The organism is Mesorhizobium sp. M5C.F.Cr.IN.023.01.1.1 (genome assembly GCF_003997585.1).
Taxonomy (GTDB): domain Bacteria; phylum Pseudomonadota; class Alphaproteobacteria; order Rhizobiales; family Rhizobiaceae; genus Mesorhizobium; species Mesorhizobium wenxiniae.
On sequence record NZ_RZSU01000047.1, the window covers coordinates 32,620 to 49,603 of the forward strand.

Annotated in this window: 14 protein-coding genes; 6 read left to right on the forward strand and 8 right to left on the reverse strand. The window is 62.1% G+C overall.

Features of this window, described 5'->3' with window-relative positions:
* Positions 1-14 precede the first annotated feature (14 nt).
* Genes EOA78_RS19355 through EOA78_RS19370 form a run of 4 tightly spaced genes read right to left on the reverse strand, consistent with a single transcriptional unit; the run spans position 15 to position 3,248 of the window.
* Positions 15-578, reverse strand: coding sequence for a GNAT family N-acetyltransferase (locus tag EOA78_RS19355; protein ID WP_127316514.1), 564 nt, complete (start codon positions 576-578; stop codon positions 15-17).
* Positions 578-1,435 (reverse strand): 3-mercaptopyruvate sulfurtransferase, encoded by an 858-nt coding sequence (gene sseA, locus EOA78_RS19360; RefSeq protein WP_127316515.1) that lies wholly within the window; start codon positions 1,433-1,435, stop codon positions 578-580. The genes EOA78_RS19355 and sseA overlap by 1 nt, the downstream gene beginning before the upstream one ends.
* Before the next feature lie 35 nt (positions 1,436-1,470).
* Positions 1,471-2,214 carry an alanyl-tRNA editing protein gene (locus EOA78_RS19365; protein WP_127316516.1) on the reverse strand — a complete coding sequence of 248 codons (744 nt, stop codon included), beginning with the start codon at positions 2,212-2,214 and terminating at the stop codon, positions 1,471-1,473.
* The gene (locus tag EOA78_RS19370; protein ID WP_127316517.1) at positions 2,214-3,248 is read right to left on the reverse strand and encodes a cysteine synthase A; all 1,035 of its coding nucleotides are present in this window, start codon (positions 3,246-3,248) and stop codon (positions 2,214-2,216) included. The genes EOA78_RS19365 and EOA78_RS19370 overlap by 1 nt, the downstream gene beginning before the upstream one ends.
* A 212-nt stretch (positions 3,249-3,460) precedes the next feature.
* On the opposite strand from EOA78_RS19370, the gene EOA78_RS19375 reads away from it, so the two are divergent.
* Positions 3,461-4,282 (forward strand): SDR family oxidoreductase, encoded by an 822-nt coding sequence (locus tag EOA78_RS19375; protein WP_127316518.1) that lies wholly within the window; start codon positions 3,461-3,463, stop codon positions 4,280-4,282.
* A gap of 92 nt (positions 4,283-4,374) precedes the next feature.
* A complete protein-coding gene (locus EOA78_RS19380) occupies positions 4,375-5,349 on the forward strand; it encodes an alpha/beta fold hydrolase (RefSeq protein ID WP_127316519.1) in 975 nt (324 codons plus the stop codon).
* Positions 5,350-5,460: 111 nt separating this feature from the next.
* Here the strand turns inward: EOA78_RS19380 and EOA78_RS19385 are convergent, their stop codons facing one another.
* A complete protein-coding gene (locus EOA78_RS19385; RefSeq protein WP_127316520.1) occupies positions 5,461-6,873 on the reverse strand; it encodes a DEAD/DEAH box helicase in 1,413 nt (470 codons plus the stop codon).
* Positions 6,874-7,263: 390 nt separating this feature from the next.
* On the opposite strand from EOA78_RS19385, the gene EOA78_RS19390 reads away from it, so the two are divergent.
* Together EOA78_RS19390 and EOA78_RS19395 are read left to right on the forward strand one after the other, a co-directional pair.
* On the forward strand, positions 7,264-8,796 hold the full coding sequence (locus EOA78_RS19390) for an acyl-CoA carboxylase subunit beta (RefSeq protein ID WP_127316521.1): 1,533 nt from the start codon (positions 7,264-7,266) through the stop codon (positions 8,794-8,796).
* Positions 8,797-8,804: 8 nt separating this feature from the next.
* On the forward strand, positions 8,805-9,875 hold the full coding sequence (locus EOA78_RS19395; RefSeq protein WP_127316522.1) for a M48 family metallopeptidase: 1,071 nt from the start codon (positions 8,805-8,807) through the stop codon (positions 9,873-9,875).
* 34 nt (positions 9,876-9,909) lie between these two features.
* Here EOA78_RS19395 and EOA78_RS19400 read toward each other — a convergent pair whose 3' ends face one another.
* Together EOA78_RS19400 and EOA78_RS19405 are read right to left on the reverse strand one after the other, a co-directional pair.
* Positions 9,910-11,913, reverse strand: a complete 2,004-nt coding sequence (locus tag EOA78_RS19400; RefSeq protein ID WP_127316523.1) for a hypothetical protein — start codon at positions 11,911-11,913, stop codon at positions 9,910-9,912.
* Positions 11,910-13,442, reverse strand: coding sequence for an NAD(P)H-hydrate dehydratase (locus EOA78_RS19405; RefSeq protein ID WP_127316524.1), 1,533 nt, complete (start codon positions 13,440-13,442; stop codon positions 11,910-11,912). The genes EOA78_RS19400 and EOA78_RS19405 overlap by 4 nt, the downstream gene beginning before the upstream one ends.
* Before the next feature lie 400 nt (positions 13,443-13,842).
* Between EOA78_RS19405 and EOA78_RS19410 the strand changes: the two genes are divergently transcribed.
* Together EOA78_RS19410 and glnA are read left to right on the forward strand one after the other, a co-directional pair.
* Positions 13,843-14,181: a P-II family nitrogen regulator gene (locus EOA78_RS19410; protein WP_006205430.1), complete on the forward strand. Its 339-nt coding sequence runs from the start codon at positions 13,843-13,845 to the stop codon at positions 14,179-14,181.
* Positions 14,182-14,235: 54 nt separating this feature from the next.
* The gene (gene glnA, locus EOA78_RS19415) at positions 14,236-15,645 is read left to right on the forward strand and encodes a type I glutamate--ammonia ligase (protein WP_127316525.1); all 1,410 of its coding nucleotides are present in this window, start codon (positions 14,236-14,238) and stop codon (positions 15,643-15,645) included.
* A 168-nt stretch (positions 15,646-15,813) separates the two neighbouring features.
* On the opposite strand, the gene EOA78_RS19420 is transcribed toward glnA, so the two are convergent.
* Complete coding sequence (locus tag EOA78_RS19420) at positions 15,814-16,854, reverse strand: glutamine synthetase beta-grasp domain-containing protein (RefSeq protein ID WP_065008714.1); 1,041 nt, start codon at positions 16,852-16,854, stop codon at positions 15,814-15,816.
* Positions 16,855-16,984: the final 130 nt, after the last annotated feature.

The window sequence follows — 16,984 nt, forward strand, 5'->3', positions numbered from 1 at the left end:
GTTTGCGGAGAAAATCATGGCCGCATGACACTGGCCGCACGCTCGGCGAAGGTCATTGGATGCACGATCTCCTTCTTTTGCGCGACCGGTGCAAAGCCGAGCTTCTGGTAGAGCGGCAATGCCGCCGGATGGTCGAGCGTGCAGGTCTGCACCGTCACCCGCCTTGGACCGTGCGACCAGGCGGCGGCGATCGCCGCACCCAGGAACCAGCGGCCGATGCCTTGGCCGGTCGCGTGCTCCATCATGCCGAAATAGGCAAGTTCCACTTCTTCCGGCAGATGCGGCTTTAGGTCAAAGAAACCGGCCGGCGACCCATCGAAATACAGCACCCTGATGTCGCGGTCCTCGCGATGGATGCCTGCAGAAAGCTCCTCGTCGCTCAGCCTCAGCACGTTGACCCAGTGCCATTTGCGGCCTACCCGATCCATCAGGTAGCGGTAGAAATGCAGCGGAATGTCCTTGGTCTTCAGCAATGCGATCTGGCGGTTGTACGGCACCGGCGACGAGTAGGCCGGCGGCGCATGCATTTCGAGAAACGTCACCGTGACCTCGATGTCTTCAAGCGCTCCGTTTTCCATCACTGTCGATCCTTGCCCGTCACGACGGGCGTATCGCCAAGCCCACCCCATTCCGTCCATGAACCGTCGTAGAGCCTGTTGTCGGTATGGCCAAGCGTCTCGAGCGCCAGCGTGATCGCCGCCGCAGTGATGCCTGAGCCGCAAGAGGTGACAACCGGCTTCGACAGGTCGATGCCGGCGTCCTCGATCACCTTGCGCAATCGGTCTTCCGACAGCAGCTCGCCGTTCTCGGCAAGCGCCGAAAACGGCACGTTGTGCGCGCCGGGCATATGGCCTGAGCGGACGCCGGCGCGAGGCTCCGGCTCGGTACCGGCAAACCGGCCAGGCGAGCGCGCGTCGGCGATCTGGCTTTTCCCGGTCTCGACGATCCGGCGCATGTCGGCCAGGCTGGCGACGCGGGCGGCATCGAAGTCGGCATGAAACACGCAAGGCGCGATCTTCGTCGGCTCCGCCGTCACCGGCCGTCCAGCCGCTTTCCAGCGGTCGAAGCCGCCGTCCAACACGTAGACCTGGAAAACCCCCATGACACGGAACATCCACCAGGCGCGCGGCGCCGAGAAGAAGCCCGGACCGTCATAGACCACGATGGTGTCGTCGGCCGAAATGCCCATGGCGCCGACATATTGGGCGAAATGCTGCGGCGACGGCAGCGTGTGCGGCAGTGGGGAATCGGGATCCGAGATCGCATCCTGATCCAGGAAACTGGCGCCTGGAATGTGCGCTGCGTCATATTCGGCGCGCGCGTCGCGCTTCTGCGCCGGCAGATACCAGGACGCGTCGACGATGGTCAGGCCAGGCTCGCCGAGGCGCTTCTGCAACCAGTCCGCATCGACGGTGAAAGGGCTGTCTTCGGCCATTCTTCTTCTCCTGCCCGCCTTTGACAATCTGTTTATCAGGCCGGTGGCATCGGTCCAAAGCGTATTCGGAAGCGTCGGTTCTCGCGACCCTTCTTCTCGATCTTGCCGATATGGATCTCGCCGACTTCTCCAGTGCTCTTCACATGGGTGCCGCCGCAAGGCTGGCTGTCGATCGAGGCGTTCTCGCCAATGCAGACCAATCGGATCTTGCCCGAGCCGACGGGTGGCCGAACATTTTTGGATTTCACCAGCGCCGGATTGGCCGCCAGTTCCTCGTCGGTGATCAGCCGGGTGAAGACCGGGTGGTCGGCCCGCACCAGTTCCATCAACCTGGCCGTCACGTCTTCCCTGGTGAAGCCGGCATCTGGGATGTCGAAGTCGACACGGCTGTCGTCCTCGGAAACCGAGGCGCCGGTAATCGGGAACGGGCAGACGACGGTGAGCAAATGGCAGGCTGTGTGCATGCGCATCAGCAGATGCCGCCTCTCCCAATCAACGGCGAGCTTTATCGGTTCGCCGACCTCGAGCACCGCCTGCTCAGGCAACGGCACATGAATGATCTCGTCCTTGGTCTCACCGGTGATGCTGGCGGCAACAGCGATCAGGCTGCCGTCGGCGCGTTCGAGGGTGCCAGTGTCGCCCGGCTGCCCGCCCGACGTGGCATAGAAGATCGTCCGGTCCAGAATGATGCCGCCACGATCGTTGACGGCGACAATCGTGGCATCGGCCGTCCTGAGATAGGCGTCGTCGCGAAACAGCGCTTCCGTCCTGTAAGCCATCACGCAACCTTTTCGAACGGCACCGAAATTGTGCTCCGCTGTTCCATCCAGCCCGGTACCGGCAGCTTCTTTTGACGCAGGAATTCCGGGTTGAACAATTTCGACTGATACCGCGTGCCGTAGTCGCAAAGCACGGTCACGATGGTGTGGCCGCGACCCATTTCACGCGCCAAACGGATCGCGCCGGCAATATTGATGCCGGTCGAGCCGCCGACGCACAGACCCTCCTCCTGGATAAGGTCGAAGACGATCGGCAGTGCATCCTCGTCCGGAATCTGGAAGGAGAAATCCGGCATGAACCCTTCCAGATTGGCGGTGACCCGCCCCTGCCCGATGCCTTCGGTGATCGAGCTGCCTTCGGATTTCAGCTCTCCGCTGGTGTAGAAACTATAGAGCGCTGCACCCAGCGGATCGGCGAGCGCGATCTTGACGTCCTTGCTCTTGGACCTAAGCCCGAAGGCGATGCCGGCCAGTGTTCCGCCGGAGCCGACCGCCGAGACGAAACCGTCGACCTTGCCGCCGGTCTGGGCCCAGATTTCTTCCGCTGTGGTGCGGGTATGGCCGTCACGGTTTGCGACGTTGTCAAACTGATTGGCCCAGATCGCGCCGTTCGGCTCGGACCGGGCCATCTGCTCGGCCAGACGGCCCGACAGTTTCACATAATTGTTGGGGTTCTTGTAGGGAACGGCAGGCACCTCAATCAGCTCGGCCCCGAGCAATTTGATCGTGTCCTTCTTCTCCTGGCTTTGCGTCTCGGGGATGACGATCACGGTGCGGTAGCCAAGCGCCTTGGCAACCAGCGTCAATCCGATGCCGGTGTTGCCGGCTGTCCCCTCGACGATGACCCCACCCGGCCTCAAGAGCCCGCGCTGCTCGGCATCGCGGATGATGAACAGCGCGGCACGGTCCTTGACCGACTGGCCCGGATTCATGAATTCGGCCTTGCCCAGGATCTCGCAGCCGGTTTCTTCCGAGGCTTTGTTGAGGCGGATCAGAGGCGTATTGCCGATCGCTTCGATCACAGAACGGGGCATGGAGATTCCTTTATGCTTGCGGCGGAACCCTAGAAACCCGAAGCTTCGGTTTCAAGGCAAGAATTTGCCTGGTCCAGCGGCATTTCTGGGCTGCAATGTCCTAAAATAGACCTTGCGTTCCGCCATTCATTGAAGCTCCCCATTGAAAAGCGCTCTTTTCATCCGATTTCTTCACCGCTAGAGCACAGCTAAGAAAAAGTCGCAGGGCATAAATGACACTCTATCGGGCCAACCCGAAGCACGGCGTCGCCTGGATAACGGGCGGCAGCAGCGGCATCGGCCGTTCACTGGCCAAGGACCTTGCGGCGCAAGGCTATGCCGTCGCGGTGACGGCGCTCGACGAGGATCCGATCGACACGCTTGTTGTCGAGACGGCGCAGATGCCGGGCCATGTCACGGCCTATCCTTGCGACGTCACCGATGAGAGACGCATGGCAAAGACGGTCGCAGCGATCGAGAAGGATCTTGGCCCGATCGTCTTGGCCGTCTTCAATGCCGGGAGCTATATTGCGACCGCCGGCGAAGACCTCACCGTCCGTGGATTTCGCCAGTCCTTCGATGTCAATTATTTCGGCATCATAAACGGCCTGGTGCCGGTCATCGAACGCATGCGCGTCCGCGCCCGCGGCCATATCGTCCTGGTCGGTTCGGTCACCGCTTATTTCGGCTGGCCGACCACGGCCGCCTATGGCGGCACCAAGGCGGCGGTCAATATCCTCGCAGAGTCGCTGAAATACGATTTCGACAAGATGAACGTCCGCATCCAGGTGATAAATCCGGGCTTCGTCGACACCCCGCTGACTGAGAAGAATTTGCTGCCGATGCCCGGGTTGATGCCCGTCAATCGCGCCTCGCGCCGCATGGCGCGCGGCATCAAGTCCGGCGGCTTCGAAGTCACCTTCCCGCGCCGCTTGAGCTGGGGCCTGAAGCTGCTCAGAATTCTGCCGAGACCGTTCTGCCGATGGGTCATCAGCACCGCGACCCGCTGGAAGGCGCGTCCGCTGAATTTCGACCGCAAGCCGCCGAGCGAATAGACCGGCTATCAAGTTGGCGATCCCGCGGGCGGGACGTCGTTGCCTGTTTGCCATCGCGGCCATAGGTTGAGAATTGTTGCGTGGAGTCTGCGATGGGGCGACGAATCGTGCTTGCGGTATTGGGTCTCGCCGTCATTCTTTTTCTTGCCTTCTTGCTTGGCCCGCGCGTCCAAGCCGACACCACGATCCGCTTCGATCCTTCCGTGATCGGCGATGACCCGCAAGCCTATCTGGTACGCAAGGAGGCTGCCGTACCGGGCATCTACGACGGGCTGGAAAAGGAAATCATCTGGGCCAATCCGATGGTTCATGCCAGGACGCCGCTGTCGATCGTTTATATCCACGGCTTTTCGGCGTCGAAGGGCGAGGTTCGTCCGCTGCCGGACGAGGTGGCCGACCAGCTCGACGCGAACCTTTACTACACCCGCCTCACCGGCCACGGACAGGGCGGTGCCGCGATGGCCGAAGGCAGCGTCAACGCCTGGATCAACGACTACGAGGAAGCGCTCGCCATCGGCCGGGCGATCGGTGACAAGGTGATCGTCATCGCTACCTCGACCGGCGGCTCGCTGGCAGCCTGGGCTGCGACGCAGCCGGGCGCATCGGAGGGGATGGCGGCAGTAGTGTTCATCTCGCCGAATTTCGGCGTCAAGGCTTCCGGCGCCGAACTCCTGACCATGCCGTGGGGCCGAGAGATCGCCGAGCTGGTCGCCGGCAAGGAGCGCAGCTTCGTGCCACGCAATGCGCTGCACGAGAAATTCTGGACCTACCGTTATCCGATCGCGGCGACCCTGCCGATGGTGGCGCTGACCGAGCTTGCTTATGGCGCGCCGGTGGAGAAGGCTACCATTCGTGCCCTCTTCATCTTTTCGGATTCGGACAAGATCGTGCGGTCCGACCGCACCCGCGAAATTGCCGGGCGCTGGGGCGCTGCGCGCGAACTGGTGCCGGTCGACGATACCGGTGATCGGGACAATCACGTTATCGCCGGTGACGCGCTGTCGCCAGCAACTACGGCTTTCCTTGCACAGCGCATTGTGGTGTGGGTCAGAGCGCTCACGGAGTAACGGGCGCGTCCCAGGAAATGAAAAAGGCGACCGAAGCATCGCTCCGATCGCTCTTTTTTCAGTTCTCGCAACCAAGCCGAGCCCGACAGGCTCGGCTGGATGCGACTCTGATTACGCAGCCCGCGCTGCTGGCCGCTTGCCGCCGAAACGACGCTTGTTGTTGCCCTTGAACGGCTTCGCGCCTTCCGGCTTACGCTCGCCGGCGAAGGCCTCGCCGAAGCGCTTCTTGCCGTTGTTCTGGCCGCCTGGCCGCCTGCCGTCGCGACGACCATTGCGGTCGTTGGCCGGCTCGAAGCTGCGCTCGTTCTTTTCGGCGGGATTGCGCTGCGGATCGGGGCTGCCGAGATGGTCGGCAACGATCGGCAGCTTGGTGCGGATGATCCGCTCGACCTGGCGCAGTTTGCTGTTCTCGGACGGATCGCAAAGCGTGATGGCGATGCCGTCCATGCCGTTACGGCCGGTGCGGCCGATGCGGTGGACATAGCTCTCCGCCTCGTCCGGCAGGTCGAAATTCACCACATGGCTGATGCCGGGCACGTCGATGCCGCGCGCCGCGATATCGGTCGCCACAAGAATGCGCACCGAACCCTCGCGGAAATCGTTGAGCGCCTTCTGGCGGGCGTTCTGCGACTTGTTGCCGTGGATGACGGCGGCCTTGAAGCCGTCGCGCTCGAGGTCCTTGGTCACCCTGTCGGCGCCATGCTTGGTGCGCGAAAAAATGATCACGGACTTCATCGCGTCGTCGGCGAGCATGTTGGACAGCACCTGGCGCTTCTGCTTGGTGCGGGCAAAGACGACGCCCTGCACGATCTCCGCCGCCGCGGTGCTTTGCGGCGCGACTTCGACGCGGATCGGGTTCTTCAGCAGGCCCTTCGCCAGTTCGGCGATTTCATTGGGCATGGTGGCCGAGAACAGCACCGTCTGGCGGTCGGGCGCGGTCGCCTTGGCGATGCGCTTGACGTCGTTGATGAAGCCCATGTCGAGCATGCGATCGCCTTCGTCGAGCACCAGCCATTTGGTGTCGGCAAGCACGAGGTCACCCTCGCGCACCAGGTCGGTCAGCCGGCCGGGCGTGGCGATCAGGATGTCGACGCCGGGAGCAACCTTCTTCACCTGGCTGAAGCGCGAAACGCCGCCAAGCACCAGAGCGGTCGAGACATGCGCGCCCCTGGCGAGGATCTTGATGGTGTCCTCGATCTGCACGGCGAGCTCGCGCGTCGGCGCCAGAATGAGCGCACGCGTCGTCTTCGGCCGGCGCTTGGTACCAAGCGCGATGATCTTGGAGAGGATCGGCAACGCGAAGGCAGCGGTCTTGCCGGAGCCGGTCTGGGCGATGCCAAAAATGTCGCGGCCTTGCATCTGCGGCGGGATCGCCTGCATCTGGATCGGCTTCGGCTCGGTAAAGCCGGCGGCATGAGTCGCCTTGAGCAGAGCGCCAGTAATTCCAAGGGCTGCGAAACCGGTGAGTTCCGCAGTGTTACCGGTCGAGGTGGTGTTACCGGCAAAGGTGTTTTCGTTGGTCAAAATATTCTTCTTTCACGCGGCTCCTGGCCGCAAACATCAGTGGCGGCAGGGCGCAACCTGCCGTCGAAAAACTGTCATGAAACGACAAGGCGGCGGACGTTATCGTCCGCACGGCTGCGCTGTCGTGCCCGCAGGCATCATGCCACGGGGCTTTTTCGCCGCCTTGCCGATGTGTCGGAAAGAGGGAAAACAGACGCAACCAGTCTCATTCGTCGAGAAGGCCGGATCGTCCCGGCCCAAGCGCCTATGTTGCCGCATATGGCCCAGTTCGCCGCGAAATGCAAGGGGCGTTATGTTGCAGCGCAGCGAAAGCCATGGCGAAGCGGCGCTTGCGCTGCCCTGCTGCCATGATTACCACAAGTCAGGCTTTCCGTTTTTGGGGATCGAGCGATGAAGGACGTGCTGAAGGAACTCGAGCGCCGCCGCGACATGGCGCGCATGGGCGGCGGCCAGGCCCGTATCGATGCTCAGCACAAAAAGGGCAAGCTCACCGCGCGCGAACGCATCGACGTCTTTCTCGACGAGGGCTCGTTCGAGGAGTTCGACATGTATGTCGAGCACCGCTCGACCGATTTCGGCATGGAGAAGACCAAAATCGCCGGCGACGGCGTCGTCACCGGCTGGGGCACCGTCAATGGCCGCCCGGTCTATGTCTTCGCCAAGGACTTTACCGTGTTCGGCGGCTCGCTGTCCGAGGCCCACGCCGAAAAGGTGGTCAAGGTGCAGGAGATGGCGCTGCGCAACCGCGCACCGATCATCGGCCTCTACGACGCCGGCGGCGCCCGCATCCAGGAAGGCGTGGCAGCACTTGGCGGTTATGCCGAGATATTCCAGCGCAATGTGCTCGCCTCCGGCGTTATCCCGCAGATTTCACTGATCATGGGCCCTTGCGCCGGCGGCGACGTCTATTCGCCGGCGATGACCGACTTCATCTTCATGGTGCGCGACACCTCCTATATGTTCGTCACCGGGCCGGACGTGGTGAAGACGGTCACCAACGAAACGGTGACTGCCGAGAGCCTCGGCGGCGCCTTCGTCCACACGACCAAGTCCTCGATCGCCGATGGCGCCTACGACAATGACGTCGAGGCGTTGCTGCAGATGCGCCGGCTGGTCGATCTGCTGCCTGCCTCCAATACGGCTGATATCCCCGAGATCGAATGCTACCAGTCGGTCACCGATCACGATCTGTCGCTCGACCGGCTGATCCCCGACAACGCCAACAAACCCTACGACATCAAGGAGTTGATCCTTAAAGTTGCCGACGAGGGTGACTTCTTCGAGATCCAGCAGAGTTTTGCGAAAAACATCGTCACCGGCTTCGGCCGCGTCGAAGGCCGCACGGTGGGCTTCGTCGCCAACCAGCCGATGGTGCTGGCCGGCGTGCTCGATTCCGACGCCAGCCGCAAGGCGGCGCGATTCGTGCGCTTCTGCGACTGTTTTTCGATTCCGGTCGTCACCTTCGTCGACGTTCCGGGCTTTCTGCCCGGCACCGCGCAGGAATATGGCGGGCTGATCAAGCATGGCGCCAAGCTTTTGTTCGCCTATGCCGAAGCGACCGTCCCGAAGATCACCGTCATCACCCGAAAGGCTTATGGCGGCGCTTATGACGTGATGGCGTCAAAGCATCTGCGCGGCGACATGAACTATGCCTGGCCGACGGCGCAGATCGCGGTGATGGGCGCCAGGGGCGCGGTCGAGATCATCTATCGCAAGGACACCGGCGATGCGGAGAAGATCGCAGCACATACAAAGGCTTACGAGGACCGCTTCCTGTCGCCCTTCGTCGCCGCCGAGCGCGGCTATGTCGATGAGGTGATCATGCCGCATTCGACCCGCCGCCGCATTGCGCGAGCGCTCCGCATGCTGCGCAACAAGGATATGCAGAACCCCTGGAAGAAGCACGACAACATTCCGTTGTGACATCGCAGATGTCGCGCCTGGTCCTCTACACAGGAGAGCACTTCGGCAGGTTTGCCGTCCTGCTTTTCGTTCTGCCGCTTTTCTGCCCGGTGCTCCTCTGGCTGCTGCTCCTTGACCGGCATCCGCTTGCGGTTATCGCGGGCGGTGTTATTGCCGTACCGGCTGCAATGCTGGCTTTCGTTCTGTTAATTGGAGCATTGTTTGCCGGTTTTCGGCCTAGCAGGGTGGAAGGGATTACTCGGGAATCGGCACCAAAACTGTGGGCAGTGTGGGAAAGCGTTGCCGGCAAACATCGCGCCGGCCGGACGACGATTGTGCTGAGCAGTGACCTGAACGCCAGCATAGGGGAAGAGCGCCCGTTTCTAGGTCTGCTCGGCCGTCGAGCGATCTTGACCGTCGGTATCCCGTTGCTTGCCGTGACCGACGAAAAGGCATTTTCTGCAATCCTTGCTCACGAACACGCTCATCTAAAAAACAGGGATACAAACGGCGGCCTCAATCTCGCCGAGCTCGACAAAAGCTTCGATTTGATCTTCGAATATGCTCCTCCCGGAAAGACGGTTTCCGGCAGCCTGTTTTACTGGATACTGGCTCCGCTGTCGTACTCTCTGGAACGTGAAGGAATACGGCTATCGCGCCGAGCGGAAATCGACGCCGATCGTCATGCGGCAATGTCAGGCGATTCGTATGAAGCAGCGCGCGCCCTGCTCCTGATCGCCGCCGCCGACAAATTCTTCGACGACCGGGTTTACAATCCGCTCAAGCGTGAGTTGCTTGGCGCGATGGCGCCGCCTCGCCCGCCGCTTGATAGAGTTCTGGCGGTGTGCAGCGACTTGTCGAGCACGAGCCTTCTGCAAGAGTATGCACTGAAGGCCTGGGCCGCCGCCGATGACGAGAAGGCGGACCACCCGCCATGGTCGGAACGTCTGACTGCGCTTGGATATGGTTCCGTTCCAACGATAGAGCCGGTTTTGGTTCCTGCCCTGTCGAGCCTGCTGAGCAATGAAATGATCGCAGAGCGGGTTCGCCATTTCGATAGTGAATGGACAACGAAAATCGCCGATTATCTCGATCGTTAGGCGATCCCTCCGGATTGTTGCGGGGAGCTACCGATCATTCCCCTTCCGCCGCGCCAAACCCCGCCCCCATGGTGGCGCGGACAGCGCCCGCCCAGGGTGTCGCATGGTTGTCGATGCGCATCTGGAAAATGAAATAGGTCGGCGAGCAGAAGCCAATACCTTTCACCCTGCCGATACCAGGCGTATCGGGCGGCAGCGACTGGCACATATAATCCTCGCGGCAGAAATGCTCGGCCGAGCAGGCCGGCCGGTTGCCGCGGTTGACCGCGCCGCCTAGGCACTGGTCGAAATTATTGGTCGCCACGCAAATGTCGAATTTTTTGCCGCCAACCAGCCCGCAGATCTCGTTCGGCATCGGCTTGCCCGGCTTGAAGCCGGCAAAAGCACGATCCTTGTCGTCGCAGCCGCGATAGGCAATGCCGGCCGGCACGCCGATCTTCGGTGGCCGGCAGGTGTAGGCGGTGCGCGAAATGTCGGTCGCGAAGGCTGCGAACTGGCCTGCTATTCTGTAGCGATCATTGAAAGGCTGCGCCGGGTTGCTGGTGATCGAGCCGGTCAGGCATGGATGGCCGGAGAACATCTTTTCACTGTCTTTGGGCAGCAGGCATTGCGCCAGCTTCGTCCGCACGCCCGACGCCGTCGCCAGCGGCGTGCAGACGGTGCCGCCGCCGCATTGCCAGGTCGTGCCGAAGCGGGCCGCATCCTCCGCCATTAGGCACGGCATCGCCATTTCGGCCGGCGCATAGTCGACCTCGCCAGCGTCCTTCCACACGGCCGGCGGCGCGAAGGACAGCGGGCGGAAGCGGTTCGGCTCCTTGCCGTCGGCGGTCGCACGCAGCCAGGCCTCGCGCCGCGGTATCTCGGCATGAAGATGCGGCGAGATGCCGACCTCGATGCGATTCAGCGGCGAGGTCGTCTTGTCGTCGCGGCCGATGAAATGGAAACCGGCGGTCGAACCCGCCTGATGGCAACCCTGGCAGGCGCCATTGTCGAGCCGCTCGACCAGCGCTTCCGGCGTGCGCACCAGCTTCAGCGCGGAATAGTCGAGCTCAGAAAAATCCGCGGGCTGGAACAGCGGCGTGAACGGGTGATTGGCCTGCCTTGCGCTGCCGAAAGTCGACCACGAGATGACTTTCTTCGCCAGGAATTGATGCGGGATCTTATAGACACCGAGGTCGACCGCGGCTGCATTGGCGCTGATATAGTCGGCGAGTTTTGCTTTCAGCGCGGCGTCTTCGGCAAGCCGCGCGGCGTCGGGCGTATTTTCCAGCGGCTTTTCGCTGACCGTCTCTCCATCGATGCCGAAAATCCGCATGAGGTAGGCAGCCTGCCCGCCGAATTCGGTCTCCTGGCCGGAGGGAAAGCGCACCACCTGGGCGTTGAGTTCGAGCTGCTCAAAGCTCAGCCCGGCCTTCTCCAGCGGCCCGCCGATGAGCCAGCCGGTATCGACGGACTCGTCGAGTTGCGGCGTCCAGCGCCCGGCAACGCCGACGCAGCCGCCATCGGCATCCGGCGCGGCGCTGTAGATGGCATTGAAGTTGAACGGCAGGCGCGAGGCCAGAACCTTGCCGTTTTTCTTGAAGCTGTAGGCAAGGCGATAGATGAAACGCACCTCGCCGCAGCGCCCTTCGCCGCGCGCCTCGGCGAAATCGCGCCGATCGAGCCTGTTGACGACGCCGACCAGCCGGAAGCGCGCGGCGTCCGTCTTCAGCCAGCGCATGTCTATGATGCGGCCGACATTGCCGTCGGTGACTTCGTAGAGCGGCCGCCCGCCAGCCTTCATCTCGGCCCGCAGCGCGGCGACATCGGTTGCAACCGTCTCGACGATCCGGTGATAGGCCGGCGCCTTGTCATAGAGCGTCTTCAGGTCGCCCTTGCCATCGACACCGAAAATGCTGGCGAAATCAAAACCTTTGGCATCGAGGGCGGCGAGCACGGCCGGATCGTCGACAATGGTCACGGGACCTTCGGCACGCGCGGTGTGCGCCATGAAAGCGGCGACGAAGATTGCGGCAAGCAGAGCGAACCCGCGGCTCATCGAGCAGTCACCTCGTTGCGACATTCGGCAAGCTCGCGCAGCACCGGCACCAGCGCCAGCGGCAAATCCTCGGCGATCAGCCCTGGTCCGAAACGGCTGCCGGCCTCGGCATGAATCCAGACCGCCGCGCAGGCGGCTTCGAAAGCCGGCATGCCTTGCGCCAGGAAGCCGGCAATGACCCCCGACAGCACGTCGCCCGAACCGGCGGTGGCCAGCCATGGCGCGCCATTGCAGTTGATCGCCGCTCTGCCATCGGGCGCCGCGATCACCGTGTCCGCGCCTTTGTAGACGACGATTGCGCCGGCGCGCTCGGCCGCAGAGCGCGCCTTGGCCAGCTTGGACAGGTCCCTGTCTCCGGCGATGTCCGGAAACAGTCTGGCGAATTCGCCCTCATGCGGCGTCAGCACCAGCGCTGGCGTGTTCAGACGACGGGCGGCTTCGAACAGAACTTTCGGGGTCTCGCGAAACGAGGTGATGCCATCGGCATCGAGCACCAGCCCGTCGGCCCTGCCGTCTTGCCGCTGCCCGGTGGCCAGCACGCCAACGGCAAAATCCCGTGTTTTTTCGCCGACGCCGAATCCGGGTCCGAGGACGAAAGCCGACGGCCGGCGGTCGCCGATGAATTCCTGTACGTCCGCGATGCTGTCGGCCCTGCGCAGCATGATCGAGGTCAGATGCGCGGCATTCGCCTGCAGCGCGTTCGCCGGCGACAGCACCGTCACCGCCCCTGCCCCGCTTCTGGCCGAGGCAAGCGCCGACAGCCGCGCGGCACCCGTCGCGGACGGCCCGCCGGAGAAGACGCCGACATGGCCGCGCCTGTACTTATGCGCATCGACGGCTGGAACCGGGAAACTTTCTAGCCAAAGCGGCGGGGTGTTCTCGCAGGTTCGCGGTTCAAGCTGCGCAACGATCCCGTCGCCGATGCCGATATCGGCAAGCACCAACTCGCCGCACATCTCGCGCCCAGGCAACAGCAGATGGCCGGGCTTTTTTCGCGCAAACGTCACCGTGATCCGGGCGTGGAATGCTCGGCCGAGAACCTGGCCGCTCTCGCCTGACACACCTGAGGGCAGATCGACCGCAACGACTGGCAGGTTCAGGTCTGTCGCGACCTCGACCGCCTTGGCGGCATCGCCGGACAGCGGCTTGGACAGCCCTGCCCCATAGAGCGCGTCGACCAGGATCGCTCCTGCCTCGGCGGCAAATTCCGACAGCGGCCGAGGCCTGACCGGGCATTCCGAAGCGGCGAGCGCCGCGTCGCTGCCGGTTTTGGGGAAGCCGGATGCCCACATCAAGACGTCGACGGCGCTATCCCTCAGAATGCGGGCGACGACATATCCGTCGCCGCCATTGTTGCCGGGCCCGCACAGTACGTGTACGCGTCTGGCAGCCGGAAAACGGGCGAGCACCACCGCAGCGACCGCGGCACCTGCATTGCGCATCAGGCCAATGCCGTTGAGTGGTCCGGCGGAAATCGTAAGCCGGTCGGCCTCAGCCATTTCGGCCGGAGACAAAATTTCATTGTTCATGGATGCCGATCCGCATTGGCTCAAGCCCGACCCCTGTGGTCAAACCCCGATCCCTGTGGTCAAACATTGTCCAGTTTTCGGTTCGAAGCAAACGGTGATGAGATGGCACGATCTATAAGCACATCGTTGGGGGACAATGGCTTCTTCGAAGCACAAATGCTCGCGAAATGCTCTGTCTGCCCAATTATTGTGCGGACGGAAGCGCCGACAATGTGTAGGTTCCCAGTATCCATGACGCATCCAACACGGCGAATGACGCGAATTTATCCCCCAACGCGGCATGGCATCGAAATCGCGTGATACCGCTTCGAATCCCCTCAAATTGGCACAGTTCGTGCTTGAAGGAGGCGCAAGCGGGGCTCACAACCCGTCTTTTTTGGCAGTGGAGGCCACTTTTTACATGAAAAAGATCGAAGCGATCATCAAGCCGTTCAAACTAGACGAAGTGAAGGAAGCGCTTCAGGAGGCCGGGCTGCAAGGCATCACCGTTACGGAGGCCAAGGGTTTTGGCCGCCAGAAGGGCCATACCGAGCTTTATCGCGGTGCCGAATATGTCGTCGACTTCCTGCCCAAGGTAAAAATCGAGGTCGTGCTCGGCGACGACGCGGTCGAAGGCGCGATCGAAGCCATTCGCAAGGCGGCCCAGACCGGCCGCATCGGCGACGGCAAGATCTTCGTCTCCAACATCGAGGAAGTCGTGCGCATCCGCACCGGCGAAACAGGGATGGACGCGGTCTGAGGTTTCTGATTTCAGATCATCTCCTCGAAACGACATAAGACAGGGAAACATGACATGACGACAGCCAAAGACATCATGAAGCAGATCAAGGACAACGACGTGAAATTCGTTGACCTGCGCTTCACAGATCCGAAGGGCAAGCTGCAGCACGTGACGATGGATGTCGTTGAGGTCGAGGAAGACATGTTTGCCGACGGCGTCATGTTCGACGGATCCTCCATCGCCGGCTGGAAGGCGATCAACGAGTCCGACATGGTGCTGATGCCCGATACTGAGACGGTGCATATGGACCCGTTCTTCGCGCAGTCGACCATGGTCATCCTGGGCGACATCCTCGATCCGATCTCCGGAGAGTCCTACAACCGCGACCCGCGCGGCACCGCCAAGAAGGCCGAAGCCTATATGAAGGCGGAAGGCATCGGCGATCAGATCTTCGTTGGCCCGGAAGCCGAGTTCTTCGTGTTCGACGACGTCAAGTACAAGGCCGACCCGTACAACACCGGGTTCAAGCTCGACTCCACCGAATTGCCGTCCAACGACGATACCGACTACGAAACCGGCAATCTCGGCCACCGTCCGCGCATCAAGGGCGGCTATTTCCCGGTGCCGCCGATCGACTCGGCGCAGGACATGCGCTCGGAAATGCTGACCGTGCTCGCCGAAATGGGCGTGCGCGTCGAAAAGCATCACCACGAAGTGGCCGCTGCCCAGCACGAACTCGGCATCAAGTTCGACACGCTGGTCCGCAACGCCGACAAGATGCTGATCTACAAGTATGTCGTGCACCAGGTCGCTAACGCCTACGGCAAGACGGCCACCTTCATGCCCAAGCCGGTCTTCGGCGACAACGGCTCGGGCATGCACGTCCACCAGTCGATCTGGAAGGAGGGCAAGCCGACCTTCGCCGGCAATGAATATGCCGGCCTCTCGGAGAGCTGCCTGTTTTACATCGGCGGCATCATCAGGCACGCCAAGGCGATCAACGCCTTCACCAACCCGCTGACCAACTCCTACAAGCGCCTGGTGCCGGGCTATGAAGCGCCGGTGCTGCTCGCCTATTCGGCGCGCAACCGCTCTGCCTCCTGCCGTATTCCATTCGCCTCGTCGCCGAAGGCCAAGCGCGTCGAGGTCCGCTTCCCCGATCCGGGCGCGAACCCCTACCTCGCCTTTGCCGCCATGCTGATGGCCGGCCTGGACGGCATCAAGAACAAGATCCATCCCGGCCAGCCGATGGACAAGGATCTCTACGACCTGCCGCCGAAGGAACTGAAGAAGATCCCGACCGTCTGCGGCTCGCTGCGCGAGGCGCTGCAGAGCCTCGACAAGGACCGCGGGTTCCTGAAGGCCGGCGGCGTGTTCGACGACGACCAGATCGACAGCTACATCGAGCTCAAGATGGCCGAAGTGATGCGCTTCGAGATGACCCCGCATCCGGTCGAATACGACATGTATTATTCGGTCTGAGCGGATCGGCTAAAGGACAACAAAACCCCGCCGGAGCGATCCGGCGGGGTTTTTTGTTTGGGATGGAGAATACAAATCGAGCAGTTGGTGTAGTCGCCCTTGGCAAAACGCCGACGCGACGAGAGCGAGACACGGCGCAGACGCGAAGTCCACGCCGTGACTGCATGCTCAAGCGGCAGCCGAAACCTCTGCGCTGGCCGGGACGGAGGCGATCGTCTTCAGGATTTGCGAGGCGATCTGGTAGGGGTCGCCCTGCGAGTTCGGGCGGCGATCCTCGAGGTAACCCTTATAGCCATTGTTGATGAAGGAATGCGGCACTCGGATCGAGGCGCCGCGGTCGGCGATACCATAGCTGAACCTGTTCCATGGCGCGGTCTCATGCTTGCCGGTCAAACGCTTGTCGTTGTCCGGCCCGTAGACGGCGATGTGATCCATCAGGTTCTTGTCGAAGGCGGCCATCAGCGCCTCGAAATAGTCCTTGCCGCCGACCTCGCGCATATAGGCGGTCGAGAAGTTGGCGTGCATGCCGGAACCGTTCCAGTCGGTGTCGCCGAGCGGCTTGCAGTGGTATTCGATGTCGATGCCGTATTTCTCGGTGAGGCGCTGCATCAGGTAGCGGGCCATCCACATCTGGTCGGCGGCCTTCTTGGAGCCCTTGCCGAAAATCTGGAATTCCCACTGCCCTTTGGCGACCTCGGCGTTGATGCCTTCATGGTTGATGCCGGCGGCAAGGCAGAGGTCGAGATGCTCCTCGACGATCTGCCTGGCGACGCTGCCGACATTGCTGTAGCCGACGCCGGTGTAGTACGGGCCTTGCGGCGCAGGGTAACCGCTTTCGGGGAAGCCGAGCGGGCGGCCGTCCTTGTAGAAGAAATACTCCTGCTCGAAGCCGAACCAGGCACCCTCGTCATCGAGGATGGTGGCGCGTTTGTTGGATGCATGCGGCGTCACGCCGTCCGGCATCATCACTTCGCACATGACGAGCACGCCATTGGTGCGCGCGGGGTCTGGATAGATGGCGACCGGCTTCAGCACGCAGTCGGACGAGTGGCCTTCGGCCTGCATGGTCGAAGAACCGTCGAAGCCCCACAGCGGAAGCTGGTCGAGCGTCGGAAACTCGGCGTATTCCTTGATCTGCGTCTTTCCGCGAAGGTTGGGAACCGGGGTGTATCCATCGAGCCAAATGTACTCGAGCTTGTATTTCGTCATTCTAGCCTCTCGTTGCTTTGATCACCGAACCTTGGACGGCGCCGACGTGCCAGCCACCCTGCAGCCGACCTGCCGGATTATTAAAAAGCAATTCGTGTGCCATTTTCTCCGGCAAAGGATGCGACAAAAC

Excerpts from the sequence above, each read along its gene's own strand:
- EOA78_RS19400 (WP_127316523.1), bottom strand. The coding sequence starts at position 11,913 with ATGAGCCGCGGGTTCGCTCTGCTTGCCGCAATCTTCGTCGCCGCTTTC.
- sseA (WP_127316515.1), bottom strand. The coding sequence starts at position 1,435 with ATGGCCGAAGACAGCCCTTTCACCGTCGATGCGGACTGGTTGCAGAAG.
- glnA (WP_127316525.1), top strand. The coding sequence starts at position 14,236 with ATGACGACAGCCAAAGACATCATGAAGCAGATCAAGGACAACGACGTG.
- EOA78_RS19365 (WP_127316516.1), bottom strand. The coding sequence starts at position 2,214 with ATGGCTTACAGGACGGAAGCGCTGTTTCGCGACGACGCCTATCTCAGG.
- EOA78_RS19395 (WP_127316522.1), top strand. The coding sequence starts at position 8,805 with ATGTCGCGCCTGGTCCTCTACACAGGAGAGCACTTCGGCAGGTTTGCC.
- EOA78_RS19375 (WP_127316518.1), top strand. The coding sequence starts at position 3,461 with ATGACACTCTATCGGGCCAACCCGAAGCACGGCGTCGCCTGGATAACG.
- EOA78_RS19410 (WP_006205430.1), top strand. The coding sequence starts at position 13,843 with ATGAAAAAGATCGAAGCGATCATCAAGCCGTTCAAACTAGACGAAGTG.
- EOA78_RS19390 (WP_127316521.1), top strand. The coding sequence starts at position 7,264 with ATGAAGGACGTGCTGAAGGAACTCGAGCGCCGCCGCGACATGGCGCGC.
- EOA78_RS19405 (WP_127316524.1), bottom strand. The coding sequence starts at position 13,442 with ATGAACAATGAAATTTTGTCTCCGGCCGAAATGGCTGAGGCCGACCGG.
- EOA78_RS19355 (WP_127316514.1), bottom strand. The coding sequence starts at position 578 with ATGGAAAACGGAGCGCTTGAAGACATCGAGGTCACGGTGACGTTTCTC.
- EOA78_RS19420 (WP_065008714.1), bottom strand. The coding sequence starts at position 16,854 with ATGACGAAATACAAGCTCGAGTACATTTGGCTCGATGGATACACCCCG.
- EOA78_RS19380 (WP_127316519.1), top strand. The coding sequence starts at position 4,375 with ATGGGGCGACGAATCGTGCTTGCGGTATTGGGTCTCGCCGTCATTCTT.
- EOA78_RS19370 (WP_127316517.1), bottom strand. The coding sequence starts at position 3,248 with ATGCCCCGTTCTGTGATCGAAGCGATCGGCAATACGCCTCTGATCCGC.